The 25216-nt window shown below is 48.0% G+C and carries 24 protein-coding genes, 2 pseudogenes and 1 other annotated feature; of the genes and pseudogenes, 8 read left to right on the top strand and 18 right to left on the bottom strand.

What is annotated here, in order from left to right; genetic code table 11:
* The first annotated feature begins 321 nt into the window (after positions 1-321).
* From PVOR_RS31740 to PVOR_RS13930, 5 genes are read left to right on the top strand one after another with little or no spacing between them, the layout of a single operon-like run.
* Complete coding sequence (locus PVOR_RS31740) at positions 322-828, top strand: spore germination protein (protein ID WP_052649276.1); 507 nt, start codon at positions 322-324, stop codon at positions 826-828.
* Positions 764-1657 carry a spore germination protein gene (locus tag PVOR_RS29640; protein ID WP_234972873.1) on the top strand — a complete coding sequence of 298 codons (894 nt, stop codon included), beginning with the start codon at positions 764-766 and terminating at the stop codon, positions 1655-1657. Before PVOR_RS31740 ends, PVOR_RS29640 begins: the two co-directional genes overlap by 65 nt.
* Complete coding sequence (locus tag PVOR_RS13935) at positions 1650-2516, top strand: GerAB/ArcD/ProY family transporter (protein ID WP_006209911.1); 867 nt, start codon at positions 1650-1652, stop codon at positions 2514-2516. The genes PVOR_RS29640 and PVOR_RS13935 overlap by 8 nt, the downstream gene beginning before the upstream one ends.
* A complete protein-coding gene (locus PVOR_RS31735) occupies positions 2516-2749 on the top strand; it encodes a hypothetical protein (RefSeq protein ID WP_006209910.1) in 234 nt (77 codons plus the stop codon). Before PVOR_RS13935 ends, PVOR_RS31735 begins: the two co-directional genes overlap by 1 nt.
* Positions 2750-2793: 44 nt before the next feature.
* Positions 2794-3834, top strand: coding sequence for a Ger(x)C family spore germination protein (locus PVOR_RS13930; protein ID WP_234972872.1), 1041 nt, complete (start codon positions 2794-2796; stop codon positions 3832-3834).
* Positions 3835-3963: 129 nt separating this feature from the next.
* Here PVOR_RS13930 and PVOR_RS13925 read toward each other — a convergent pair whose 3' ends face one another.
* From PVOR_RS13925 to PVOR_RS13875, 11 genes are all read right to left on the bottom strand, one after another.
* Entirely contained in the window at positions 3964-4269 is a 306-nt protein-coding gene (locus PVOR_RS13925) for a Dabb family protein (RefSeq protein WP_006209907.1), read from the bottom strand.
* Positions 4266-5501 (bottom strand): Bcr/CflA family efflux MFS transporter, encoded by a 1236-nt coding sequence (locus PVOR_RS13920; protein WP_006209906.1) that lies wholly within the window; start codon positions 5499-5501, stop codon positions 4266-4268. The genes PVOR_RS13925 and PVOR_RS13920 overlap by 4 nt, the downstream gene beginning before the upstream one ends.
* Positions 5502-5697: 196 nt before the next feature.
* Positions 5698-8208, bottom strand: coding sequence for a WG repeat-containing protein (locus PVOR_RS13915; RefSeq protein ID WP_006209904.1), 2511 nt, complete (start codon positions 8206-8208; stop codon positions 5698-5700).
* Between the two features lie 214 nt (positions 8209-8422).
* Positions 8423-8884 (bottom strand): DUF2269 family protein, encoded by a 462-nt coding sequence (locus PVOR_RS13910; RefSeq protein WP_006209903.1) that lies wholly within the window; start codon positions 8882-8884, stop codon positions 8423-8425.
* Positions 8881-9507: a TetR/AcrR family transcriptional regulator gene (locus PVOR_RS13905; protein WP_006209902.1), complete on the bottom strand. Its 627-nt coding sequence runs from the start codon at positions 9505-9507 to the stop codon at positions 8881-8883. Before PVOR_RS13905 ends, PVOR_RS13910 begins: the two co-directional genes overlap by 4 nt.
* Positions 9508-9533: 26 nt before the next feature.
* A complete protein-coding gene (locus tag PVOR_RS13900; RefSeq protein ID WP_006209901.1) occupies positions 9534-9986 on the bottom strand; it encodes a DoxX family protein in 453 nt (150 codons plus the stop codon).
* Positions 9987-10134: 148 nt separating this feature from the next.
* Entirely contained in the window at positions 10135-11376 is a 1242-nt protein-coding gene (locus PVOR_RS13895; protein WP_006209900.1) for an MDR family MFS transporter, read from the bottom strand.
* A gap of 285 nt (positions 11377-11661) precedes the next feature.
* Positions 11662-12066 (bottom strand): NUDIX hydrolase, encoded by a 405-nt coding sequence (locus PVOR_RS13890; RefSeq protein ID WP_006209899.1) that lies wholly within the window; start codon positions 12064-12066, stop codon positions 11662-11664.
* Positions 12067-12098: 32 nt separating this feature from the next.
* A complete protein-coding gene (locus PVOR_RS13885; protein ID WP_006209898.1) occupies positions 12099-12557 on the bottom strand; it encodes a DMT family transporter in 459 nt (152 codons plus the stop codon).
* Between the two features lie 39 nt (positions 12558-12596).
* Positions 12597-13298, bottom strand: a complete 702-nt coding sequence (locus PVOR_RS13880) for a Crp/Fnr family transcriptional regulator (RefSeq protein ID WP_006209897.1) — start codon at positions 13296-13298, stop codon at positions 12597-12599.
* Positions 13299-13349: 51 nt separating this feature from the next.
* Positions 13350-13775 carry a DMT family transporter gene (locus PVOR_RS13875; protein ID WP_006209895.1) on the bottom strand — a complete coding sequence of 142 codons (426 nt, stop codon included), beginning with the start codon at positions 13773-13775 and terminating at the stop codon, positions 13350-13352.
* A 368-nt stretch (positions 13776-14143) separates the two neighbouring features.
* Between PVOR_RS13875 and PVOR_RS13870 the strand changes: the two genes are divergently transcribed.
* A complete protein-coding gene (locus tag PVOR_RS13870) occupies positions 14144-15007 on the top strand; it encodes a pentapeptide repeat-containing protein (RefSeq protein ID WP_006209893.1) in 864 nt (287 codons plus the stop codon).
* Positions 15008-15117: 110 nt separating this feature from the next.
* Here the strand turns inward: PVOR_RS13870 and PVOR_RS13865 are convergent, their stop codons facing one another.
* Together PVOR_RS13865 and infC are read right to left on the bottom strand one after the other, a co-directional pair.
* On the bottom strand, positions 15118-16812 hold the full coding sequence (locus PVOR_RS13865) for a glutamine--tRNA ligase/YqeY domain fusion protein (RefSeq protein ID WP_040680637.1): 1695 nt from the start codon (positions 16810-16812) through the stop codon (positions 15118-15120).
* A 75-nt stretch (positions 16813-16887) separates the two neighbouring features.
* Positions 16888-17148 (bottom strand) — a binding site (T-box leader).
* Positions 17149-17251: 103 nt separating this feature from the next.
* Complete coding sequence (infC, locus tag PVOR_RS13860) at positions 17252-17740, bottom strand: translation initiation factor IF-3 (RefSeq protein ID WP_006209891.1); 489 nt, start codon at positions 17738-17740, stop codon at positions 17252-17254.
* A 176-nt stretch (positions 17741-17916) separates the two neighbouring features.
* On the opposite strand from infC, the gene PVOR_RS32795 reads away from it, so the two are divergent.
* Both PVOR_RS32795 and PVOR_RS13855 read left to right on the top strand, forming a co-directional pair.
* Positions 17917-18108, top strand: a complete 192-nt coding sequence (locus PVOR_RS32795; RefSeq protein ID WP_006209890.1) for a hypothetical protein — start codon at positions 17917-17919, stop codon at positions 18106-18108.
* Entirely contained in the window at positions 18095-18733 is a 639-nt protein-coding gene (locus PVOR_RS13855; RefSeq protein WP_327196543.1) for an alpha/beta fold hydrolase, read from the top strand. The genes PVOR_RS32795 and PVOR_RS13855 overlap by 14 nt, the downstream gene beginning before the upstream one ends.
* 344 nt (positions 18734-19077) lie before the next feature.
* Here the strand turns inward: PVOR_RS13855 and PVOR_RS13850 are convergent, their stop codons facing one another.
* The 5 genes and pseudogenes from PVOR_RS13850 to PVOR_RS13835 all read right to left on the bottom strand — a co-directional run bounded on the left by PVOR_RS13850 (position 19078) and on the right by PVOR_RS13835 (position 25205).
* Positions 19078-19827, bottom strand: a complete 750-nt coding sequence (locus PVOR_RS13850) for a metallophosphoesterase family protein (RefSeq protein WP_268741792.1) — start codon at positions 19825-19827, stop codon at positions 19078-19080.
* A 184-nt stretch (positions 19828-20011) separates the two neighbouring features.
* Positions 20012-20856, bottom strand: a pseudogene (locus PVOR_RS13845) (CheR family methyltransferase).
* Positions 20857-20892: 36 nt separating this feature from the next.
* Complete coding sequence (locus tag PVOR_RS29180) at positions 20893-22491, bottom strand: response regulator (protein WP_083811682.1); 1599 nt, start codon at positions 22489-22491, stop codon at positions 20893-20895.
* A 326-nt stretch (positions 22492-22817) separates the two neighbouring features.
* Positions 22818-24401 (bottom strand): annotated as a pseudogene (locus PVOR_RS29175) (CHASE3 domain-containing protein); the annotation flags it as partial.
* Between the two features lie 363 nt (positions 24402-24764).
* Positions 24765-25205 carry a GNAT family N-acetyltransferase gene (locus tag PVOR_RS13835; RefSeq protein ID WP_006209882.1) on the bottom strand — a complete coding sequence of 147 codons (441 nt, stop codon included), beginning with the start codon at positions 25203-25205 and terminating at the stop codon, positions 24765-24767.
* Between the last annotated feature and the right edge of the window lie 11 nt (positions 25206-25216).

Below are 25216 nucleotides of genomic sequence, written 5' to 3'. Positions count from 1 at the left end.
CACCAAATGAATGCCAGCGCCGTTACGATCGGAACGTACCATACGAGCGCCAGCCATTCTTGCATTCCAATTGCAGCAAGGGAAGCTGCCGGATTTTCGAACCATAAGGGAATGAGACACAGGATAAAGGCCGCCGCAGATACCCGTGTTGTCTCGAGTCCTTCAGCAGATACAATCGCTCATCGGTGTTAACAATACCGGACGTTGAATCCTTGTACTTGACTGTTGCTTCTCCTCCCCATTCTCCTTTCATGCATAAATTAAAACATAGAATGGAAATGATAACTAAATCATGTATTGCATGGACTAGGGAGTGAGTGTATGGATCTCAAACAGCGTTTGGCTGATTATTTCAGGGCAAATGCCGATTATTTCAATGTAGAAATTCAATTGCTGCAATATCGAGTTCAGGTGATCGGCTTGGATTCTTTGGTCGATCTTCCTCAGAGCATTGCTATGCTCCAGACGCAGACAACAAACATGGTCGATGACTCGCTGTCACCGGATTCATTGCTCAAGATTATTGGACAGCTTGTGGACCCCGATCTGGGTGCAATTGTGCCTGACATCATAAAGGGCAACTTGATTGTGCTGGAACCTCTGTCAGGAACATGCTGCGCTGTCCTTCCTATATCCAAAGTTGTTACCCGGTCGATCGGACCGGCTGAAACGGAGAACACCCTGTATGGGTCCAGCAGCTCTTTTCTTGAAGATCTCAACACCAATATCGGCATCCTTCGGAAACACTGCACAAGCGACCAACTTGAAAGTAGAAACTTACAAGGTCGGAAAGAGCAATCCCAAAGCCGTTTTGTTAATCTACGTTGAGGATCAGGTTAAGCCCGCGCTTATCGACAACCTCCGGAAGAAAATTGAAGCCGGTTTGGATAAGGATATCCAGCATCTGCAGCAGCTTGAGAAAATTCTGGGATCAAACCCCTGGACGCTGGTAGCCCGGTTTAACGCAACCGAGCTCCCGCAGAATGCGGCACATTCCCTGCAGCAAGGGAAAGTCGTGTTAATGATTGATCGACTGCCGTTTGCGGTCATCATCCCAAGTCTGATCTGGGATATGTTCTGCATGAAGGATGATCACAATTTCCCGCTGCCCTTCATGTATCTTATCCGCTTACTTCGCATTCTGGGCGCGCTGATTGCCACCATCATTCCGGGTCTCTATGTTGCCCTGGTGTCCGTAAACCCAGAAGTATTGAGGCTGCAATTGGCGCTATCCATTGCCCACAGCCGTCAAGACGTCCCGTATCCCGCCATGGTGGAAACTTTACTGCTTCTGGTTGTGCTGGAGCTCATACTGGAAGCCAGCATTCGCCTGCCCAAGAGCATAGGACCGACCGTTACGATGGTCGGAGGCATTATCCTCGGGCAAGCCGCAGTTGCGGCGAAACTCGTCAGCAATCTGTTAATCATCGTGCTGGCGGGCACCACCATTGCCTCTTCGACGGTAGTCGGATTTCAGAACTCTGTGCCGATCAGGGTCTTCAAGTATCTGCTCATTATTTTATCTGCTATTTACGGGGTATTGGGTCTGCTCGCGGGGATTGTGCTTATCTGCGCCTACATAGGCAACCAGAGCAGCATGGGTGTTCCTTACTTGTCCATGCCCTCATTGACCCAGAAGGATGAACCCAATGGCTAAAGGCGGACTTCAATCAGCCGTAATGTACGTGGTCTGTCATATGGGGCTTATCTTTTTTCTATATCCCTCGAGGTTTTTTTCTGCTATGCAAACCGGGCACTGGATAGGCATTGTATTCAGCTACGCCGTACAGATGACCGTTGTTTTCTTATATATCATGGGCTTGCGATTTGCCAAAAATCAAACGGTCATTGATATATTCCGAAGTGCAGGCAGGGTTGTTCCATGGATTGTCCTGCTGCCTGCCTTCCTGTACCTGGTCGTTGCGTTTATCGTAACTATTCGTGCCTACTCTGAAATGCTCACGCTGATTTTCTTATCCAACACACCCCTGTGGGCCATCCTGCTGCTCCTGTTCCTTGTCGCCTTTGTAATGGCTTGGCAGGGAATTGGCAGTATGGCCAGAACAGCCTTATTACTTGCTATCTTGTTCTCGGGTCCACTCCTGTTTGTCCTGTATCTATCCTTTCAGAATGTCGATTGGTATTACGCTTTGCCGTTCGTCGGCCATAAACAAACGTTTACCTTCATAACGGATGTAGAATTTCAAGTTAGTCTGTTTGTGTATGCGGGGGGATTCTTTTTTCTGGGACTACTCCCCGTCTCTATTCCTATCAACATGAAAAAGATGGCCATCGGCGGACTGCTGCTGCTCCCAATGTACCTGCTGTCGGTATATCTTCCCCTGCTGACCTTTGGCCAATCGACCGCTGAGCTGTATGAATTCCCCATGCTGATGACGATCGATACGGTGAACGTGACCTGGCTGATGTTTGTACCGGATCACCATATTCTTCCTCGCTCTAGTTTAGATGGACTTTTGCTCTGCTATACATGGCAGTCACCCTATGGACTTTAATGACCTTAACGAAAAAAGCACTGCCCTTTATCCCCGATCCTTACGGGCTAATCGGGTTGACGATTCTCCTATTTGTTATCTCATTGGCCATTCCGGACTGGGACTTCCTGAAACAGCTGCAGATCGGGATCATCCCGCTCAGGTTATACATTTTCATTGTCATCCCCGTGCTCACTTTCATTATGGGATGGCGGCTCAAGAACAAAGCCAATCGTAAAGCGGAGGTATCTTGATGATGATCATACGAACCCCTTTTCGTTGGAGGATGAAACTTCTGATGGTTTCGATAATCCTTCTCCCTTTATTAAGCGGCTGCTGGGACAACAAAGATATTAACCATCGAGCCCTCCCTGTCATCATGGGGATATCCCTGACCGAGCATAATCAGTACAAAATCTTCTTGGATATCCCGTCAGCGGATGATTCCAACAACATTACGATTGTATCGGATACCGGAGACACCATTAACAAGGTCATTGACCATATGAGTATGAATATGGAATCTCAAGTTGATTTGCTTCATCTGAAAATTGTTATTGTGGATAAGAAATTTGCGCAAAGCGGAATGCAGGACGTCGTGTCGGCCTTTAATCGGTCCCGTGATATTTCTTCCAAAACGCTGTTTGCTATCAGTGAACAGCCGTTGGAGCAATTCTTCTCCGAGATAAAGGCAAAGACTCTGAACAGCGGGAATATCATTTATGATTTTTTCGAAAAAAACGCCGGATGGAATCCCCAATTAGCCGATACACGGGTATGGGAAATGTTTCGAAGCATTAATTCCTATACGCATGATGTCATCGTTCCGCTTATTCGCTCAGGAAAGACAACGAATATCGAATGCATTGGCTCGGCCATTATCAAGAATGGGAAGATGACGGGACAGATCAGTCCGGAGGAAACGCTGGTCGCTAACGCTTTTTATGGAAAAAGCGCCTATGGCAAGCTCGAAGTTATGGACAGTGCGACAGTACAGATTATCAGCAACAAACTTACCCATAAGAGCTGGATGAAGAATGACCAGGCTTTTTTGAGGAGTAATCTGAAGCTGAATGTCACCATTCTGGATTCAAAGGGCCATCCCACGGAACAAGAGATTAAAGATAAATTGGAGCAACTGCTCACCTCTCGATTAGAGCATTTATTTAAGCAAACCCAGCAGGACGAAGCGGATATATTAGCATTAGGCCAATTTTTCAGAAACGATCTGACCCGTGAGCAATTGTCCAGATGGCGATCCGAATATTACCCGGAGCTGGACTTCGAGCTTAAGGTCACGACCAAAATCGAGAACCGGGGCAATCTCAAAAATTTATGATAGATATGAAAAAAGGACCCTTTGCGGTCCTTTTTTTACTTTCCTCTTATTTCATAAGCAGTGAAATTCCATTTAATGCCTCAAGCCGTATTTTGATTCTCCTCGGCGGTACCTACAGAGATGCGAATATTAAACCTCGCTGTAATCGATCTCCAAAAACTGTACGACTTCCTTCTCCCAGCGATCCTCTACAAAGGCAACATGCTGCGGATGCACATGGTATGCTTCATAATCAGCTTCGCTATCAAATACCATGGAGAATCCGAAATCGTATGTATTCTTATGGCTGATCTGCTTGAACACCTTGAACTCCTGAACCACTTCAATCGTACTAAGGGCAGATCGCCCATCCTCCAGAAAACGCAGCTCCTCTGCAGAGCCCTTCTCATGCTTCAATGAAAAAATAACGGAGTGAATCATTCGGTTTGATGTCATGTCAATCCCGCTCCTCTCATGTCGTCTTTTGATTCGGTTTCATGTTTCCTGGTCCATTTGAAAAAAGCCAACGAGCCGAGTACGGACGTGATGAACAGGATGGCTCCCATCGGCACGGCTGTAGACTCATCCATACCGACAAGCGGTGATACGATGGATCCCAGCAGGAGTGGAAGCAAACCTATGACAGCACTTGCACTTCCTGCGCGGTGTCCTTGCTTCTCCATGGCCAGCGTAAATGTGCTTGTTGCCACCATTCCAATGGTGATCATGTAGATGAATATCAATATAACAACGATGGCCAGAGGCCCTTTCAGCATCGTCATCAGCAACAACAGGAACGTTGCACTCACCGCCATGATGACTCCGACCCGGAGCAAGCTTCGTTCATGAACGATGCCGCCAAACCGTCCAATAATGAAACTTCCCGTAATAATAGCGATCCCGTTAATCCCGAACAGTACGCTAAACATTTGTGGTGAAACACCGTAAATTCCCTGATACACAAACGGCGTTCCCGAAACGTAAGCAAAGCTGCCTCCGTGAATGAAACCCACCGTCAGGGCGTACCCGATAAAGGAACGATCCTTGAACAAACTTCCCATCGTACGGACGGAATGGCCCAGCGAGCTTGGCGTTCTTCTCTCCTGCGGCAAGGTTTCCTTCAGCCGAAAGGCAACGATCAGTACAATGAAGACACCGAATATGCTCAAGAAATAAAAGATCGTGTGCCAGCTTGCAAACGGCAGCAGCAGGATGGCTCCGCCTGACATCGGGGCAACCATCGGGGCAACCGCGTTAATGACCGACAGCAGCGCAAAGAATTTAGTAAGCTCACGCCCGCTGAACACATCGCGCACAACAGCACGTGAAATCACAAGCCCGGCCGCCGCCGTGAATCCCTGCAGGAATCTGGCAACAACCAGTGCCGTAATATTCGGTGCCAGTGCACAGAACAAGGAGGATATCGCAAATAAGGCTAGCGAGACTAATAACGGCTTTCTTCTTCCGTGAGCGTCACTGATCGGTCCAACAATGATCTGACCAACCGCGAGTCCGATGAGACAGGAGGTCAAACTCAGCTGGACAAGCGAAGCCCGCGCCCCAAAATCATGGGCAATCTCGGGAAAGCTGGGCAAATACATGTCGATATTGAACGGTCCTAATATACCAAGCAAGCTGAGAAGCAAGGCTAATCCGAGGCGTTCTTTTCCTGTTGGGTTATGAAGCATGCGTGTCAAACACCTCTACTCTACTATTGTTTTGTATTCATATAATGTAACAGCTTTGTCCCAAATAGAATAGTGCCATTGCAAGGCAGTATGATAACATATTTGCATTTGCACAAGCTAAAGAGCCCGGTTCTGATCAAACCGAGCTCTTCGACGCTTTTATACAAGATCCGGTTCACCTTCTCCGTGCTCAGCATCAGGAATGAAACGCCTTCCAGAACTCGCCTTCCGTATTGAGGATGTCTTTAATCTGAACAAAAGGAATCGTGAAAGTGGGAAAACCTGCGGCATAGGGGCCGATCTCATACGGTGCAAACACCAGATGAAGGGCATTCTCTGTCACATAGAAGGGCTGGTCTGCGGCGATTCCCGTATAACTGCCGGGGAATACATACGAATATTGGGGATCTTCCTTAATCTGCTTGCCAACGATCCGGCTGAGCTCTGCGACATAATCACTGCCCGGTTTAAACAAATCCTTCAAGCTGTACATGCTTCCATTCTCCATGTTGATCACGGCATACACTTTGGTTGGCATGCCATGGGCGGCTCCAAAAGGATAATGATATCCGTTCAGCTCCATTTCAAGCAGCTTCTGCTTAAAGAAAATTACGTCGAAATCACCGGAATAGGAATAATCCAGCTTCTTATCAGCAGGAATCGGCTTCACCCCAGACATATCCTTCAGCTTGGTATTCACGGTTTGCTGAGTCCCCTGGTCTCTCATTCCTGTGACCTGCGGATAATAGATCAGATAATCCGGATTCGGCTTATACTTCTCTTCTGTTACCTGATAAGGCCGCTGCAGCGGAATAACGGTATTCTGCGCCCAGACGAGACGTCCCGACCGGTCCAGATAGGATAGACGCAGATCGACCAATGCCTTAATCAACCCTCCGGGTTCGAGCGTAAGCGTACCGCTGCCGTTCACTCGGGGAAAACCCGGCGCAGGTTTGCCGGTACGGTCAATCAAATACGTTTGCTTCGCATTATACACGGAGGCCAAACCGTGCTTGTAGTCGGAGATATCGCGATACGTAAAGTCAGATAGCATCTTCCCGTCCCAATCTGCAATCGCATATATCGAGCCGATGAAAGGCTGTTCAGGATCAATCGCGCGCCCGAGCGCAAACCGTTCTTCCGTTAAATCCCGAATATCGTTGTATTCCGGATGGATCACCCAGGTCCCCTGTCTATTGATGACGCCATACTTCGACTTGTAATCTTCAGCTGTATTTACAATAGCTCTGCCATCGTGAAACGGAAATGCCGATGTATAGGTCGGCGGAATGACGATTTCCCCCTGCTCATCGATGTAGCCATATTTGCCCGTGCTCTCCTTCTGAAAGGCAAGCAAGCCCTCGCCAAGCGGTCCGACATAGGCAAAGTGATACGTGGCCAGTTTCCGTCCATGAAGATCAATGAGCGCATAATCATCATCTTTTAACTTCACAACAGCTTTACCATCAACAAAATCATTCGCGTCCGCGTACCGAGCAGGAATCACCTCATGACCATCGGCATCAAGGTAGCCGTAACGGCTGTTATCCCCATCACCGCTGTCATGATCGGTAACATAGAACACGGCCCTTCCTTCACGCAGTTCTGCAATGTATGGATACGCCCGACTTGTCAGAATTACCCCTTGTTCGTTAATCATCTTAAAGCCTTGACCATCCATGACCGTCGCGCGATGCTCCGAGAAAGGACTGATGGACTGATATTGGGGCTGCACAACATAATGGGCGCTTCTATCAATGACACCATAGCTGCCGTGTGCACTTACGATTGCAAGACCGTTATCCTGAAAATCCTGTGCATCATCATATACCGGATGAATCACCATCTCACCGCTATGGTTAATGTATCCCCATCGGGTTCCACTCGTTGTCTTCACAGATGCCGGGTATAACCGGGAACCCAGCTGTGCCTCTCCTCTTCCAGCCAGCATCTCCTGAATCCGGCGCTCAAGCTCAAGCAGCGTATGGCGCTCAGGGTATGGCTCTGCAAAAGAGAGTGCCTTACGGACGGACTTCAGCGCAGCTTCCGGCATTCCCGCACGATATTGCGCATCCGCCAGATAATACCAATAGAATGAATAATCCGGGTGTTCCTGGGTCAGCCTCTCGTAGTAACCCACTACGGCGGGAAAATAATACGGATAAACGTCCGGTGCAGCTTCAAACGCCCCATGATTCCATCTAACGACCTCAACCCGGTAAGCTTCGCCTGTATCATGAATCCACAGCGCGATTTCAGCCTGACCATCCGTCCCGATCGAACTTGGCAAATCAACGATATCGATATGGCTGTAGGTCATATCCGCGGGTGCTGCATCCTTCAGCCCCTCCGGTGTCCAGGCATATATCGACAACTTAGACCAGATGGCGCCGATCTGCCAGCCTATGATCAACTGGTTTACGTTATGACCCAGCACCGGTGCGGCCGTCATTAAAGTGACGCCATATCCCTGTCCCTTCACGTTGGCAACGACTTCCCAGCCTCCCTGACGGTGCATGAGGACCATTACATAAAGTTCACCGTTTAATCGATATACTCCCACAATTTCAGGCACCCGATCTCCCGTAATGTCAGCTGCATAAACGGCTTCATGCGCACCCGATGCATCCTTCTCTACCAGTTCTGCGCCGTTAGGCAATTTGGCCTTAACCGCCTGCACCAACTGCTGCTCATTGTAAGCGGACATATCAGCATCCTCCCTCTTCGCAAGCTTTCTCGCCTAATCGTATGCCGTCTATTACCAAATATTCGCTGGCTTGAGAAGCTGCAAGAGGAACTGACGCCACTACGTGATGCGGTCCGGAACATCTGTCGGCGCTCGGTCAATCAAGTGCAGCTGATTGCCATTTAATCCTCAACTAAAAAGAAGGACCGTCACCAAGGCGACCGTCCTTCTTGATTCAAAAAGGCTTGCTGATCATCAAGTACAAGATGATTACCGGCAGTAGTGTTGCTGCCGTCCCGCCTACCGCCCAATACATCGACACTCTCTTGTATCTATCAGAAATAACTCCGCCGCCTATCGATTCCAGACTAAGGCGAATCATTCCTTTTTGCAGTGGTATCAAAATCCCTGCCCACAATATGCCTGTGATGCCGAACAGGATCAAAGAGACCGCCAGCCAGCTCATTCCACCCATTCCATATCCCGCCTGTACAGACATAACGACTCCAGAAATAATCAGCAGCAGCAAGCCTGGCAAGGTAAACACATAATCGGCTAGCATAACATTTTTGACCGTATGATGGATTTCCGTTGGATCCCCCTTTAGGTCTGCCCTCACTTTCCAGAAAGCTGCCGTGATAATATTGCCCAGGAACAGCACGCATCCGGCGATGTGAAGAAATAACCACAATGTCATAGGCCTTCCCTGCCCCCCTCTTTGTTCCCGGGCCGCAGAATGTCGGTTATAAAATCCGAATATTCCTTGGTACTGAATACATTTCCCTTCACTCCGATCAGTCCCCGCATCCGCAGCCCGAAGGATAACAGTTCGAACAGCTCGGCTGTCCGTTCAGCATCAATTGTATCGGTGATAACACCTGCCTCCTGACCTGTTACAATCCACTGCTTGGAGGTGGCCGTGGCTTCCTTATAGAAGCCCGCAACGATGTCAGCGATCTCGGGCTGATCGCTTTTGCCGATAAGGTACATCAAGATGAGGTTGCTTACGTCATCCCGGCTTTCCAGGCTCGACATGCTGTTTATGATGGTATTCATCGGACCATCAAATTCCTTGATGTCCCCTTGCTTGTTCACTTCGCTCATGAAATGCTCGTTCTGTTCCGCAAGCCTGGCTTTCAATACATGGACAAACAGTTCGTCTTTACTGGATACATAATGAAAAATGGCTCCTTTGGACATGCCGGACCGTTTCATTATGTCATTAAGCGTCGTTTGGCTGCAGCCTTTCTCCCTTATCAGTTCTTCCGTGGATTCAAGCAATATCCGCTTGGTCTGCTCGCGCCGTTCTTCCTGCTTCATCTGGAATCCTCCTTCTTCTCGGTTGGTTACCCCTGGGGCGGAAGCCATCCTGCTCCTAGAACCGCAGCAAGGAACAGCATTTGCATAATCGTTCTCGCTCCGATTGGAGTGACCGGTTTGCCCCCAAGTGTCAGCTTCTTCTGGGCCGCATATATGTTGGCGGGAAACATAGCCAGGAGCATTAGTGCCAGCCCTGTTGACGCAGCCATCGCAGTTGCCGGGATGAGAAGCAAAATCGCACCCGCAATCTCAAGAATACCTGTAAGACTGATCAGGATCTGGGCATTCGGTATTCTTGGCGGCATCATGGCAATCAGATCACCTCGAAGTCTGCCCCAATGCGCCGATGCGGCTACCAAAAACATGATGGCAACCGCAAACCGCAGGGAAGTCACCCAATCATTCATGTAATCCCACCCTGCCCAGCCCAGCGTCCGAAACAATATAAGCGAAACCAGCATGGCTGCTAATGGTACCATCTCCTTCACCTCCAATTTGAATATTCTGTATTTTTATTATATATACCGACCATCGGTTTGTAAATATAATTATTTGTATGTTTAAGGGAACAAGCTCACGGTTGTGATACAACCGGGCTGGCTCCATTTTGCAAACACTATTCTCTTCCTACGCCCTGCCCTCTTCATAAATTCTGAACAGCAGGGTATACAGCACCGCACTGATCAGTGCTGCTGCCAGAATGATGGTGAAGATTCCCATAGGCGGCAGCCAAGCGGACAGGAATACCGTCACCGGTGCAAAAAACCTGCCGATCGTATACTGCAAACTGTCCGCCCCCATATACTGACCTCTTGCATGCTCGGGAGCATAACGGCTGATAAAGCTCTGTGTCACCGGAGAACGAACCATTTCGCCAAACGTGAACACCGTCGTTACAAAGAACAGGAACCAAATATTCGTGTGTAAACCAAGGGCAAACGTACCGATTCCGGACAACAGTGAAGACAGGACAAATACGTTGCGCTCCTTCCAATGGTGGAACCATTTTGTGATCGGGATCAGAAACAGGACAAACAATAGTCCGCTATACCCCAGCAGCCAGCCTAATATTTCTGTGCTCGACAGCATAAGCGAATTTCCGTTCCAATGGATCAGTGCTTGGGAAGGTACATAATGGATGACATACACCGCTAGATACATATCCAATTGCATGATCGTCACAAGCGCAAAGATCCCCGCCAAAATATACAGCAGAAACACCTTATCCCTGAATATAATGCCATAGCCTCTCCATTGTTCCTTGAATGCATGTTGGATCGAGGCTGAACGTTCTGTGATTCTCGCTGACGCTGGCAATGTTTCATGAACAATGAAGTATATGGAGATGAAGTATGCCAGCAGAACGATGGAACAGGACCACAAGAGCTCTTGCCGATATTGGAAGAAAAAAACAGCCCCGAGTGCCGGACCCAGTACAGCGCCCACATTGTTGGCTGTCGTAAACATGGCGAATACTTGTCGCCGTTCTTGTGCCGGAACCAGATCCGCCACCATCGCCGTGCTGGCCGGTCTATAGATAGCTCCGCCGAATCCAATCGCTATAAAAGCCGCATAATCCATCCAATGTGAAGGCGATAGCGCAAACAGCGCAAACATGAGCGTTTGTAACGAAGCGCCAAGCAGCATGATGGGCCGTCGGCCTAACCGATCCGCCAAGGCACCCCCAAGCAGGTTGCCGATAATGCTGAATATCGGGGGGACCGTCATTAGAACACCCGCGATATGATTGCCCAGAGACTGACCAAAATAAACCGTTATGAAGGGAAAGTACATCCAATACAACATATTGAACAGCCCTTCGCCCAACAACCGGACCTTTAAATTGTTATCCCATAATCGTATGTGCACAAGACTCCCTCTTTCTATCCAAACAGCGCATGGTAAAAAGCTTCCGCGCTAAACACGTCTCCCGGCCGGGTATTACAAACTATAGAGCATTTCCCTGCCAAAATATAGACTTATAATGAGGGCTGAGTTATACTAATAATATCAAAGCCGAATATACAAGTATTTAATTTCGATGCCCCATAAAACGAACATTTGTTCCGCATATAATAAGACGCTCCGGTCGGAGCGTCTTTTTTAGTGCATTCATATATGCCATTATCATGCTGTTCCAGCTTGCCTGAAGGCTTAATCAGCCAGCATCTTCTCGTTATGCAAATAATCAAAAATCATCTGACAAACGGCGGATACACGTTCCCTGTCCTTATAAGTGAACCAAGCTAAGGCTTCAATCTCCGAAGCTGGGTTCAGCTCTCCTTCATAGTCCGCGGTGTAACAGGTCATCGTTACTTGAACGCCCTCTAATTTACCGTGAGCGGCCGCATGAAAACTGTCGACGTGCGCTGCCGTCTTTCTGTTGATTCGAACAGACAGCTCCTCCTCGATTTCTCTCACCAGCGTATCGATATCGGATTCTCCCGGTTCGCGTTTCCCTCCAGGCAGATAATAGGTGTCCTTGCCTTTGGAACGAGCAGTTAATATCCTTCCATCTACGATATGAAGCCAGGCGATTTTATCAATCTCCGTATTCATATGGATTCCTCCTCATCATTTAAAACACAGGTTTATGCCGCCTCTTGCTGCTCATGTTTCCCGCCCAGTTTAAAAACCAGGATGCCTCCGACAATAACGACAACACCGATCAGTTGGTTCATCGTAAAGGGAACCTTCTCCAGGCCTAACCAGCCGAGGGAGTCCCATAACAAAGCAAAGCCGAGCTGTGAGGTCATGACGATCGAAATAGCGAACGTTGCTCCCAGCAGCCTTGTCGCCTGCACGAGACAGATCACCACACCGACACCGATCAATCCGCTGATCCAGTACCAAGGCTCCATATTTTGAATATTAAACGTACCCTTACCTTCCACGATAAGACTCATGCTTAATGAAGCCACAAAGCCCATGCCTAACACCAAGGTGGTTGTGGACCATGATCCTGTTTTTTCATTGACTCTATTATTGAAGATATTTTGCAGACTGACCAGTGAACCTGCGATAAGTGCTAATATTAATCCTGCTATCATGCTCGATCTCCCTTGCTGAATGATTCATATTGTTGCGTGTTACTCTTCATAAATATTGCTGCCGGCTACAATTGTCAAAGCTTCTCGATTCTTAATCAGAATGAATCCCTTGCGGCGTTCAATCAGACCCTCTTGGCTAAATTTCAAAATCACGCGGTTTAAGTGCCGGTAACTGGTTCCGAGTAAATTCGCGATATCAGTGAGGTTGAATGCGGTTGGATCATCTGTCTTGAGCGTGTCCGAATCCTCTACCGAGACCGACAGCAAATAACTGGCCAACCGCACCTCTACCGGATGCAGCAAATTAAAGCTTAGGAAATTGGATTTAATATAAAATTTTCGTGTAATGATGCGCAATAAAAATTGCAGCAGCGGCGAATGCTCCTGTCCGTATTTTCGTAACCAGCGATAATGCACGCCAATCATGTACACGGGCGAGACGGCTTGAACCGTATTAATCATCGGATTCCCTTGGATATATTCAATATCTCCAATCACCTCAAGAGGTGTTTTGAAGGAAAGAACGAGGGCTTTGCCTTCCGCAGAGGTTGTGTATATTTTGATTTTCCCCTGGACAAGGATGTACAGCATTTCGGCAGGTTCTCCTTGCGTGCAGATGATATCCCCCTGATCGAAGCGATACAACACCAAATAAGGCATTAACTCCTCATGAAACACGGACTCCATCTCATGGTTCAGCAGAAAGTTTCGCAGAAGCTCTGCATTATGAATTTCCTTCACGTTTCTATCTCCCTCTCCAGCCTTCCAATCTTCGGCACCAGCCGTGCCTCATCATAATTTTATAATGACCACTCCAGCGATCATCATCCCGATGCCAATGAATTGTGGCAAACTCATCCTCTTCTTCACCACTCCGAACCAGCCGTTGCTATCGATCAGGAAAGTCAAAAATAGCTGCGCTATTAACAATGCAGATATCGTTAACGTAACACCGATATTCTGAATGGCCGTAACTTCACTGAATATAATGGGCGCTCCCAAGGCTCCTCCAATCAGATAAAGCGGCTTGACCTGTCCAAATCCTTGCTTGCTTCCGTCCCGGACGAACAGTAGAATAACCAAAGCCATCATGAATCCGGTCAGCTGCGTTACCGTTGCGGCTTGCCAGGTGCCCATATCCTGACTGATCCGGGCATTCGCTACGCCTTGCAGTGTAATGCAAGCTCCGCCAATGAATGCAAATATAATTCCCCTCATGGTTCAAACTCCTTCATGTATATAGGTCTGTATACTATTAAAAGTGAAATGGCTGAACTCAGGAAAGGACATATGTCCTGAAATGGTTTAAAACCTGCATGCTTTCAGATAAGAAATCACGAATTCCATTATATACTATCCGTCAACTTTGCATTTAACATACAAATAAGCTGCCGACGTTTCTTGACAGCTTAAGCTTTATTCGTATAGCACGCCCCATTTACGCTCCCTCATATTAATCGTCTCGCATGGTATAAAACAGTTATAACCAAGTTTACTTATATGGTGCGGCCATCATTATGTTTTACTATAAATATATAAATGTAAACCGCTTTACATATTGGATTGGGAAGGAGCTCCTGTAAGTGATGTTAGACAGACAAGACCATGCTCACAATGAACGCAACCGTATGAATCTGCAATCCGACTGCAGCAGCTGCTTTGGATTATGCTGCGTCGCGCTGCCCTTCGCGGCCTCGGTTGACTTTGCCATGAATAAAGATGGCGGGACGCCTTGTCACCATCTGCAATCCGACTTTCGCTGCGGCGTTCACGGCAGCTTGAGGCAGCGCGGCATGCGAGGCTGCGCCGTATTTGATTGCTTCGGAGCGGGACAGATGGTTTCGCAGGTTACCTATAACGGCCGTGATTGGAGGCAAGCTCCGGAAACGGCACAGGAAATGTTCAATGTATTCCCGGTCATGCGACAGCTTCATGAGCTGTTATGGTACCTGAACGAAGCCATGACATTGCAGCCAGCGCAGGAGATACATTCCAACTTAAGAGAGGCACTGGACGAGACGAAGCGGTTCACTCTGCTTCCACCCGAATCCCTGTTACGGCTGGATATCTCAGCACACCGGTCCGAGATGAACCGGCTGCTCCTTCAAACAAGTGAACTCGTACGGGAGAATGCGCGCCGTTTACACAGAGATAATCCTGTCCGCCGGAAGATCGGCAGCCTTGGAGCCGATCTCATCGGAGCTAAACTGAAAGGAGCCGACCTGAGATACGCGAACTTAAGAGGCGCATATCTGATCGCCGCAGATCTCAGTGGAGCTGATTTGAGAGCCGCTGATCTGATCGGTGCGGATCTCAGGGATGCCGATCTAAGGGGAGCTGACCTGACGGACAGCATTTTCCTTACCCAGTCCCAGCTTAATGCAGCGAAGGGCGACGCCAATACCAAACTACCACCCTCCCTGTCACATCCGATACATTGGGTGGATTAAGCCTAATGAGGGACGGTATATCATATGAAATGGGTCACGAACGCTTGGAAGAGCGGCGGTAGCATTTTGCCCCATCTTGGTGACCGTAATTGCCATCATTTCACCGTCAACTACTTTGAATGGTTTGCAGGCCTATTCCACGAATCCTTCAATGAAACGATGCGGTTAAACACAAGCTTGTGCTCTGTTGAATACTTGGAATCCACGCAGAAATAGCCGTGTCGGATGAATTGGTACGTGTTGTGCGCAGTCGCTTCCGCCATCAAAGGCTCCAATACAGCGGCTTCGACTTTAATGAGCGATTCCGGGTTGATCAAGTCTTCCCAGACGTTACCCGATTCGGATAACTCGGCTGATTCCTTCAGCAGCTTATCATACAGATGAAGTTCCGCTGTGATCCCATGCCTGGCCGAGACCCAATGCAGCGTCGATTTCACCTTTCTTGCATTAAATCCGCTGCCGCTCTTGGTTTCGGGATCATACGTACAGTGGATCTCCTGGATTTCCCCTGTTGATTCGTCCTTCAAGATATGCTCGCATTTGATAAAATAAGCGCCCTTTAAGCGCACTTCCTTGCCGGGCGACAACCGGTGAAATCCGGGAGTCGGCTCTTCCATGAAATCCTCCCTCTCGATAAACAGCTCCCGTGAAAAAGGAACCTCCCGGACCCCTTTCGATGCATCACCTTCATGATTCGGAACAATAAGCATCTCGCTCCAATCTTCCGGAACGTTGGTAATGATAACCTTCAGCGGTTTGATGACAGCCATCACGTTGTGGCAGCGTTCCTTCAAATCTTGACGGATGTAATGGTCAAGCATGGCCGAATCCACCATGCTGTTGCTGCGAAACACGCCGAGCTCACCCAGAAATTTCTGAATCCCTTCCGGTGTCACTCCCCGCCGCCGGAGCCCTTTAAGCGTGGGCAGTCTGGGGTCGTCCCAACCATCCACGAAACCACCTTCAACCAGCTCCCTCAGATACCGCTTGCTTGTCACGAAGCCGGAGATGTTCAATCGTCCGAACTCCCTTTGCTTGGGCGGCTCCTTGATTTCAAGCTCGGTTACCACCCACTCATACAGCGGTCGATGATCTTTAAACTCGGCTGAGCACAGCGAATGTGTGATTCCTTCAATGGAGTCCTGAATCGGATGGGCAAAGTCATACATCGGATAGATGCACCATGCGCTTCCGGTTCGATAATGCTCGGCATGAAGGATACGATACAGCACAGGGTCTCTTAAATTCATGTTGGGCGAAGCCATGTCGATTTTGGCCCGGAGTACTTTCGCTGATACAGCGAATACCCCCGCCTTCATTTGCTCAAATAATGATACATTTTCTTCAACGCTGCGCTCACGGAATGGACTGTTCTTGCCTGCTTCCGTCAGTGTTCCCCGGTACTCCGTCATTCCCTCGGGCGTAAGATCACAGACGTAGGCCTTCCCCTTGCGGATTAGTTTCTTGGCCGCTTCTGCGATTTGCTCGGAATAATCCGAGCCATAATAAACCTCCGGCGTATACCCGAGCCACGCGATATCCTCCTGGATCGCTTGTACGTATTTCACATCCTCCTTCAGAGGATTCGTATCGTCAAACCGAAGGTTGAATGTTCCATGAAATTGGCTTGCTATGGAATGGTTGATGTGTATGGCATAAGCGCTGCCAATGTGCAGGTAGCCGTTAGGCTCAGGCGGAAAGCGGGTGGCCACGGGTCTGTGGTACACTCCCTTTTCAATATCTTCCTTAACCATTCTTGTCAAAAAATTCACCGTTTCTTCTCCCAAACTCTTATCATGAATCATGCTGAGCTCCTCCTTCGAATTCATCCCGAATAACTTCCTGAAAAAATAAAAAAATCCCGTCTCCAAGACATTAGTCTTGGGGACGAGATTGGTTTCGCGGTGCCACCCCTGTTTACCGATATATCACGATATCAGCCTTATCGGGTACGGCTATCACAAAACAAGCTTATACCCTAGCTCTGTAACAGGAGCTCCTGTCGCACCATCCCTTATCCATAAGTTCCGATGCGCCGCTCAGAGGCTTGGTTCAATAAACGGCTTCCTGCCCCTTTTCAGCTTACCGGAGCTCTCTGTAGGGAATCCTGTTTCATCTACTCTTCTCTTCATGGCGTTTATAATTTGATCCATAGTATCATCTATAAATAAAAAAGTAAACCGTAAGCGTCATTTAAAATCGCAAAAAATCTTATGAAAATCCCTCCGTTAAACGGTCCAGGAATCAGATTGGCAGCAATTTAACGGTAGCCAGCTTGCCGCTGACCTGAATGCCGGTCTCCTTCTTGCCGACCTCGGCCAGATCATGGACCAGACGCTCAAGCAGCTTGCGGGCTGCTTCTCCCTCCTTGCCTTGAATGCGGATGACCGGCTGCACGGCTTTATCCGCTGCAAGCAGCTTATGCATTTGTGACAGCTTGGTATCGTAGTCGTGCTCCTCGATATGTACAGACAAGCGGAATTCCTTCACTTTAATTGGACCGGATGTTTCATTATTGCCTTTCTTTTCCTTCGCAGCCACCTGCTTAGCCTGCCCCCGGCTCACCAGCTTACATGGCGGCGGGCTGCTAAACAAAGAGGTACACACCAGATCGGCTTTGTGGCTCTTGGCCAGTGCGAGCGCTTCTTCCCTTGTGACGATGCCCAGACTCTCGCCGTTTAACCCGGTAAGTTCAACCTCTCGTGCCTTTATCTTTTCATTCATAATCAACATAAACAAGTCCTCCCATCATACGTGTCTCTCCCATTTCTTCTCTTGATAGAATAACATATTCCCTTATCTGCATGGATTGTTTTAATAATGACAATAGTTGTCACTATTATGGGTTATAGTTGAACTACAAACAACAAGCAATGGGATAGGTTCCATTGCCCTAAGGAGGATATGATATGCAGCCCGCTCAGGATATTCAATCAACCAAACGCAAGTATTTTCAATCAGGCAATTTGAAACTCTCCTACCTCGATTATGGTGGCGAGAGTCTTAATGTTCTCCTTATGCTGCATGGGCATATGAATGATGCCGAAACCTTCACGAAATTAGCCGCAAAAGTTTACGGATTGGCGGGTGATCGGGCTTGACCAACGCGGTCACGGCTGGAGTGAGCATTCCCCGGATAAAAATTATTCAAGAGAGAGTTATGTGGAGGATATCCACACCTTGATTACATCCGAGTTAAAGGGACAACAGGTAACATTGCTCGGACATTCTTTAGGAGGTATCAACGCATACCAGTTTGCCGCCCAGTATCCGCAGTACGTTAAAGCCGTTATCGTAGAAGACATCGGGGCTGAGATTGACGTCGACATGTCCTTTATCGGGAACCTGCCGGAACGATCAGATACACTAGACGACCTTAAAGAGGCTCTTCTGCGTATTGGCCTAAGAAATGTCGATTACTTTGCTGAAAGCGTATTTGAAGATGAGAGAGGCTGGGGCTTCCGTTCGGATCTTCAGGGAATTCCGGTTTCTACACAGCATACGAAAGGCGACTGGTGGGAGGACTGGTTGGCCTCCTCTTGCCCGATCCTGCTTATTCACGGCAAACAAAGTTTCGCCTTGGACGAAGCCCATGCCAGACTAATGGCATCCCGGAGGCCTCATACTTCTCTCGTTGTTTTTGAACAATGCGGCCACGATATCCATTCTACCGATTTGGAAGGATATACCCAGGCAGTGAAGGAGTTCCTAGACACGCTAACATAAAAAATCCAAACAGATAGCAGCCAGCATAACGAGAAGAATGTTGAATTTTTTTTATGTAGGATAGACTTTCAAGATAACATTCTCCCTGAAGCTACGTAAGCGTGGTGATAAGAGTATGCAGCTGCTTGGCAGAATACTCATCTTTATCCCTCTATTCTTGATTTTTTACTTATTAGGTAGGTTCGCAATATTTGATATTATAAATTTTGACAAGCGCATTTTTCAAAATGTTTTTGTCCGCTGTAATGGTGGATAAGCTAAGAAATAGCAGGGATTATTAGTCTTACTAGCAAACACCTTTACTCGACGAAATTACACCCTTTTGTCGAGTTAAGGTGTTTTTTTCATTTCTCGAGGTTCTGCTTTAACGGGACAAAATAGGTTTGGTAAACCTCTCCTTCCCTGATTTCCAGGCAGTTCAGCTGTTTGCCGTACACGCATGCCCCATCAATGCCAATCTTGTCTCCGTCCTCACTGAACCAAACCTTCTCGGATGCATGCAGGTTGATGGCCGGCGTATGCCCGAATACAACGGTTTTGGGAAGACGGGTCGGATAATTATAGAACTTGTCGCGAATCCATATGAAATCATCCTGCACCTGCTGCTTCCAATCCTCCACAGCCGGATTAATCCCGGCATGCACAAAGATGTGGGTGTCTGTCTCATAATATAGCCGGAGTGTATTGAGGAATGCGAGATGATGTTCATAATGCTTCTTAATATAGGCTTTACCCTCGTTATACTTGTCCCGCTCCATTTCACCTTCAAAGAAATCAGCGCCGCAGTAACTCTCAATTGTATGTCGCGCACCGTTGCGAATCCAGCGCGAATTCACTTCCTCCGTATCCAGCAGAATAGCATCCAGCATCATCTGATCATGGTTCCCGCGAAGGGTGATGACTCCGCAATCTTGCAGTGCCATTACCTGTTCCACAACTTCCTTGCTTCGCAGTCCCCGGTCCACATAATCACCAAGCAGGATGAGTCGATCTTCATCCGGATCAAAACAAACGTCTAACAATAACTGATTAAACTCATCATAACAGCCATGAATGTCACTAATAGCTAAGACCCGAATCGTGATCCCCTCCACTTCTTAGGAAATGATTTAACCCCAAATGCCCATAAATTGTACATTCTAATTAGGTATTCTAGCATAATCTTATCATTCGCGAAGAACACTTCTATACGGCCTGCCGTGGATCTCACATAAAAAGAGGCGCTCCATCAAGTCCTATTGACCCGCTGGGAACGCCTCTTTTAGCTTGCAGTCATCTCTACTTTATTTTTCGATACAGCTTTTCCCTGTCATCCATCGCTTCATAACAGTGGGTGTAGGGATTAAACAGAATGGATTCCTTATCCCCAAGAACCAGAAAGCCCAGTTTAGCCAGACTCTCATAAAAAAGCTGATGTGCCCTGTGCTGCAGCTCTCTATTGAAATAGATGAGCACATTGCGGCACAGAATGACATTGAACTCATTAAACGACTGGTCCGTCACCAAATTATGTCTGGCGAACACGATATTTTTCATCAATGAAGAATGAAAGATAACCGATTCATGCTGCGCTGTATAATAATCCGCAAAATCCCGCGTTCCGCCGGATCGGATGTAATTCTGCGTGTATGCCTTCATGTTACGCAAGGGAAAGATGCCTTTTTGCGCCGATTCCAGCGCATCGTCATCAATATCCGTTGCATAGATACGCGCTTTGTCATACAGGCCTTCCTCTTGGAGAACAATCGCCATGGAGAGCACCTCCTCGCCCGTAGAGCACCCCGCATGCCAGATTCGGATATGCGGGTATGTCCGCAGGTACGGTACCACCTTTTGTTCGAAAGGTACAAATACATGGAAGAATCCCGAAACATCTCCGTGACATTCACCATGAAGTAATTCACAAGCTGCTGCATACTGTCCGGTTGATAAAGCACTCTGGGAATGAGAGAGGCAATCGATTCCTCACCCATCCGCTGCATGCCATGTCGAATCCTGCGCCGGATGTAATCATACGCATAATTCCGAAAGTCATAACCGTACATCCGATAGATAGCCTGCAGCAGCAGCTCTACCTCAATCTTCTCGCGTTCGGCATATTCATCGTTGACCGATGGATTCATCATCTCATCCTGGTTGAGAATAATCTTCTGCCTCCTCTATGTGTAAAGCCATACCTTCAGTAAGGACAGCAGCTTCTCGACATCAATCGGTTTGGTGATGTAATCGGAAGCACCCGCATCAATGCAGCGCTGACGGTCTTCCTTCATGGCCTTCGCTGTCAGGGCGATAATCGGCAGCTTGTCGAATTGCGGGATCTCTCGAATCGCCTTCATCGTCTCATAACCGTCCATTTCCGGCATCATGATATCCATCAGCACCAGATCAAAATTGTGATCCTTCTGGAGCATCTCAAGCGCTTCCCGTCCGTTTTCTGTGAAGACCACGTTCAGTTTATAGGATTCCAGCACACTGACCAGCGAGAAAATATTACGGATATCGTCCTCCACCAGCAGAATCCGTTTTCCTTCGAACGCATCTTCATTGTTATACAGCTTACGCAATAGATTGCGTCGATCTTCCGGTAAATTGGCCTCTACCCGGTGCAGGAACAACGCCGTCTCGTCAAACAGCCGTTCCTGCGATTTCACGTTCTTAATGATGATGCTCTCCGCATATTTCTTCAGTTCGATTTCTTCCTTCATATCCAGTTCTTTACCCGTATAAATAATAATCGGCAGCTGCTGAAGATGCTTGGTCTGCCGAATGCGGTCCAGCAGCTCGAAGCCCGTAATGTCAGCCAGCCCCAAATCCAGTACCATGCAGTCAAAATGCTCCCGCCCCAGCTCGCGCAGTGCTTCCGCACCCGTGGAAACGGCCGTTATGATGACATCATCATGGCCAATCAGCTCTACCATGCTGCTGCGCAGAATAACATCGTCTTCAACAATCAGCAGCCGCTTGAGATCACGATCCACAAAGGTTTCGATATGAGCCAAAGCTCCCTCAATCTGATTCTTGTTGGCCGGTTTCTTCAGGTAGGCCATTGCCCCCATGCTTAAGCCCTGCTGCGGCTCATCAACCACGGAAATGACATGCACCGGAATATGGCGCAAATCCGGCTGCTGCTTCAGCCGCTCGAGTATGGTCCAGCCATCGATGACAGGCAGCTGAATATCAAGCATAATGGCATCCGGTTTATAGGCATGCGCAAGCGCCAAGCCCCGGTCCCCTTTCAGCGCAACAATCCCTTTAAATTTATGTGCGCGAACGATATCCAGCAGTATTTTCGCAAAATGGATATCATCCTCAATGATTAATAAGATCCGGTCGCCAGGCTTAATATGTTCCCGGTCATCCTCCATTTCGGAGACGGTCAACAGATCGGGATCGGATAATTCAATATCCGTTGCCAGAACCTCTTCCGAAGACGAAGAAGATGAGGGTACGCCCGGGATAACGGCTTCATGGGCAGCGGCGGCTTCCTGAATACCTGATGCCTCTGGTAGAACCGGAGTTTCCGGCACATATAGCGTGAAGGTGCTGCCTGTGCCTTCCTGGCTTTTAAAATCAATGTATCCGCCAATCAATCCGGCCAGCTCGCGGCTGATCGTAAGCCCAAGTCCCGTGCCGCCGTATTTGCGGTTAGTGGATCCATCCGCCTGCTGGAACGCCTGGAAGATGACATCTTTTTTATCCATCGATATGCCGATGCCCGTATCGGTCACGGAGAATGCAATCCATCCCCTTTGACTCATTTCACTGAAAGGCTGTTGATGATTCGTTAACGGGTTAACCTCGCAATAGTTACAGAGCCCTGGCTGGTAAATTTGAAAGCATTGGATAACAAGTTCTTCAGAATCTGCTGCACGCGCTGTACATCAGTATGTAACGAATGAGGCAGACCCTGCTCCATCTCGATATGGAACTCAATGCCTTTTTTCGCCGCAAGCGGCTCGAAGCTGCGCTGCAGGGTTTCCTTAATCTCTTCGAGAATAACAGGCTCCAACTCAACCTTCATCTGTCCCGCCTCTACCTTCGACAGGTCGAGAATATCATCAATCAGATGCAGCAGATCATTGCCCGAAGAGTGAATCGTTCGCGCGAAATCCACCTGCTTCTCATTCAGGTTCCCTTCCTTGTTCCCCATCAGAATTTCGGACAAGATCAATAAACTGTTCAGCGGCGTCCTGAGCTCATGGGACATATTCGCCAAGAACTCCGATTTATATTTCGATGCAGACTGCAGGTCGGAAGCCTGTTTCTCCAGCATGAAGTTCTGCTTCTCAATCTCGTCTTTGATTTCTTCAATCTTGCGCATATACGCTTCCACTTGCTCCGTACGATTGCTCAGCTCCATATTGTTCTTCTCCAGCTCTTCTTGCTGAAGCTGCAGCCGTTCTTCGGATTGTTTCAAGGCCTCGTTGGACGCCTTCATCTCATCTTGCTGTGACAACAGCTCATCCGATTGTGCCTTCAGCTCTTCCGTTTGCACCTGAAGTTCCTCGGACATCGCCTGAGACTCCTCCAGCAGACGCTTGACTTCCATCTGGGCAAGAACGTTATTCATCGCAATGCCCAGCGTACTCCTTGCCTGATCTACCAGCTTCAATTGTATTGGAGTAAAGGCTTCTAGCGAAGCAAGTTCAATAACCCCTTCAAGCTCTCCTTCATATTCAACAGGAAAAATGAGAATGCTGCGCGGGGCAGATTGCCCGAGACCGGTCGTTATTTTCACGTGATCATCAGGAATCGCTTCCATAACGATGGTTCTTTTCTCAACGGCGCATTGACCGACCATACCCTCACCCATATTGAATACCGAGGCGCCCATATCGGTGCCTGAAGCAGCGAATGAAGCCGTCTTATGAAGCTTGTCACCCTTCCGCAGGTAAAAAACACCATAGGAGGCGTTGACCAGATGTGCCATTTTGGTAATGAAGGCCTCGGCAAGCGGGTTGATATGGCTGATGCCTTGATACGAGATAGCTACATCACCGGTACTGGTCTGGAGCCAGCTTTGTCTCTCGTGATTTTCGAGCAGCCGGTTGGTGGCTTCACCCAAATCCCTGACCTCATCCTTGGTTCGAACCACAATACGCTTGGAGCGTAAATTGCCTTCGGAAGACGCAATGTCCGAAATCGCATGGACCACTTCCCGGATCGTGTTCACGATAGACTTCGAAATCACCACGCCAACTGTAATGGAGAGAACAATGACCAATGCCAGAACAATATAAAGCACGTTTTTGAAGTCCGCGTTTTTTTGATCGAGCTCATCTACGCGCTTCTGTGTCAGACTTTTCTCCGTGCTGCGGAAATCTGCCAGCTGTGACCGCATTTGATCAACGATTTTTTTACCCGGGTCCTCCATGAAGAATTGAAGGACTCCTTCGTTGTCATTCGCTTTTTTCATAGCAACAACGGACTCTCCAGCGGTATCAATCCATTCTTCGATGTTGGCCTTGATCTCTTCCAAACGATTCTGCTGATCGGGATTATCGGCTATTAACTCATGGAGACTGGAAAAATCCTTCTGCCAATTGGCCTGTCCGTCTGTATAGGGTATTAAGTATCGGTCATCCCCGGTAAGGGCAAAACCTCTCTGTCCTGTCTCCATATCGAGCACATGTTTTTCAATCTGATTCGTCAAATTGTGAACTTCAATATCATGCTCCACGATAAAATCGATCTCTTTCTCAAGAGATGAAATTCGATCGCTGAGAACAAAGATGGAAGCTCCCAGAAAAATAACGATGATCAAATAACCAAGCACAATCTTTGATCCTATGGTAAGCCTCATATTATGTAACACGTTTTTCACTTCCCTTTCCCCGGCATCCAACCTTTTTTGAGGAACCAAACCATAAAGAAGAATACGCCGAACCCTTTCATCGAAAAAAGGACTTGGCGTAATTACGGATACTTCTGGCACATGTCGTACTCGAAGCTTGATATGATAATGTCTCTATCACTCACGTTTAAGTTTACGATAGTTTCTATGATGATGTCTAGATTTACATAGGGTCTTTTATATATAACTATATTTGGCCATCGCATCTCCCCACGGAGCATAACCCGCTTCCTGGAACCCCATTTGGGTGTATATCGTTTTGGCCCGCTCATTCTCGGATTTATAACATAACATCACATGGTCTGTTCGGTCCGAAGCCTTCCGAATCTCATCAAGAACGAGCCGAATCGCAGGTTTGGCATAATGCTGCCCTTGAAACCTGCCGTCGATCATAAACCGGTATATCCAGTAGTTATCATCGCAAGAATGAGGACCGTACATGACAAAACCAATCATCTCATCATCATGATAGATCGCCCTTGTTTCGAATCCTTCCATAAATTGTGCCTCGGCTATCGAGTATAGATTAGGTGCAATCCATTTCTCTTGTTCCGGCTTGGGTTTGAGACGGATGCAATCCTCCCAATTATCTTTATCTATGACATGAAGTGTTATCAAGTGCAAGACCC

Source organism: Paenibacillus vortex V453, from assembly GCF_000193415.1.
In the GTDB taxonomy this organism is placed as follows: Bacteria; Bacillota; Bacilli; order Paenibacillales; family Paenibacillaceae; genus Paenibacillus_AQ; species Paenibacillus_AQ glucanolyticus.
This window is presented reverse-complemented; position numbering and strand designations above follow the sequence as displayed.

What these genes read in the sequence shown, in the direction of transcription:
- PVOR_RS13915 (WP_006209904.1), bottom strand. Translation starts at nt 8,208, where the DNA reads ATGTCCGCTTACAATGAGCAGCAGTTGGTGCAGGCGGTTAAGGCCAAA.
- PVOR_RS31735 (WP_006209910.1), top strand. Translation starts at nt 2,516, where the DNA reads ATGACCTTAACGAAAAAAGCACTGCCCTTTATCCCCGATCCTTACGGG.
- PVOR_RS13890 (WP_006209899.1), bottom strand. Translation starts at nt 12,066, where the DNA reads ATGAATACGGAGATTGATAAAATCGCCTGGCTTCATATCGTAGATGGA.
- PVOR_RS13935 (WP_006209911.1), top strand. Translation starts at nt 1,650, where the DNA reads ATGGCTAAAGGCGGACTTCAATCAGCCGTAATGTACGTGGTCTGTCAT.
- PVOR_RS29180 (WP_083811682.1), bottom strand. Translation starts at nt 22,491, where the DNA reads ATGAGTCAAAGGGGATGGATTGCATTCTCCGTGACCGATACGGGCATC.
- PVOR_RS32795 (WP_006209890.1), top strand. Translation starts at nt 17,917, where the DNA reads ATGCAGCCCGCTCAGGATATTCAATCAACCAAACGCAAGTATTTTCAA.
- PVOR_RS13870 (WP_006209893.1), top strand. Translation starts at nt 14,144, where the DNA reads ATGTTAGACAGACAAGACCATGCTCACAATGAACGCAACCGTATGAAT.
- PVOR_RS13875 (WP_006209895.1), bottom strand. Translation starts at nt 13,775, where the DNA reads ATGAGGGGAATTATATTTGCATTCATTGGCGGAGCTTGCATTACACTG.
- PVOR_RS13865 (WP_040680637.1), bottom strand. Translation starts at nt 16,812, where the DNA reads ATGATTCATGATAAGAGTTTGGGAGAAGAAACGGTGAATTTTTTGACA.
- PVOR_RS13920 (WP_006209906.1), bottom strand. Translation starts at nt 5,501, where the DNA reads ATGCTTCATAACCCAACAGGAAAAGAACGCCTCGGATTAGCCTTGCTT.
- PVOR_RS13925 (WP_006209907.1), bottom strand. Translation starts at nt 4,269, where the DNA reads ATGACATCAAACCGAATGATTCACTCCGTTATTTTTTCATTGAAGCAT.
- infC (WP_006209891.1), bottom strand. Translation starts at nt 17,740, where the DNA reads ATGTTGATTATGAATGAAAAGATAAAGGCACGAGAGGTTGAACTTACC.
- PVOR_RS13930 (WP_234972872.1), top strand. Translation starts at nt 2,794, where the DNA reads ATGGTTTCGATAATCCTTCTCCCTTTATTAAGCGGCTGCTGGGACAAC.
- PVOR_RS13900 (WP_006209901.1), bottom strand. Translation starts at nt 9,986, where the DNA reads ATGGTACCATTAGCAGCCATGCTGGTTTCGCTTATATTGTTTCGGACG.
- PVOR_RS13910 (WP_006209903.1), bottom strand. Translation starts at nt 8,884, where the DNA reads ATGACATTGTGGTTATTTCTTCACATCGCCGGATGCGTGCTGTTCCTG.
- PVOR_RS31740 (WP_052649276.1), top strand. Translation starts at nt 322, where the DNA reads ATGGATCTCAAACAGCGTTTGGCTGATTATTTCAGGGCAAATGCCGAT.
- PVOR_RS13905 (WP_006209902.1), bottom strand. Translation starts at nt 9,507, where the DNA reads ATGAAGCAGGAAGAACGGCGCGAGCAGACCAAGCGGATATTGCTTGAA.
- PVOR_RS13885 (WP_006209898.1), bottom strand. Translation starts at nt 12,557, where the DNA reads ATGATAGCAGGATTAATATTAGCACTTATCGCAGGTTCACTGGTCAGT.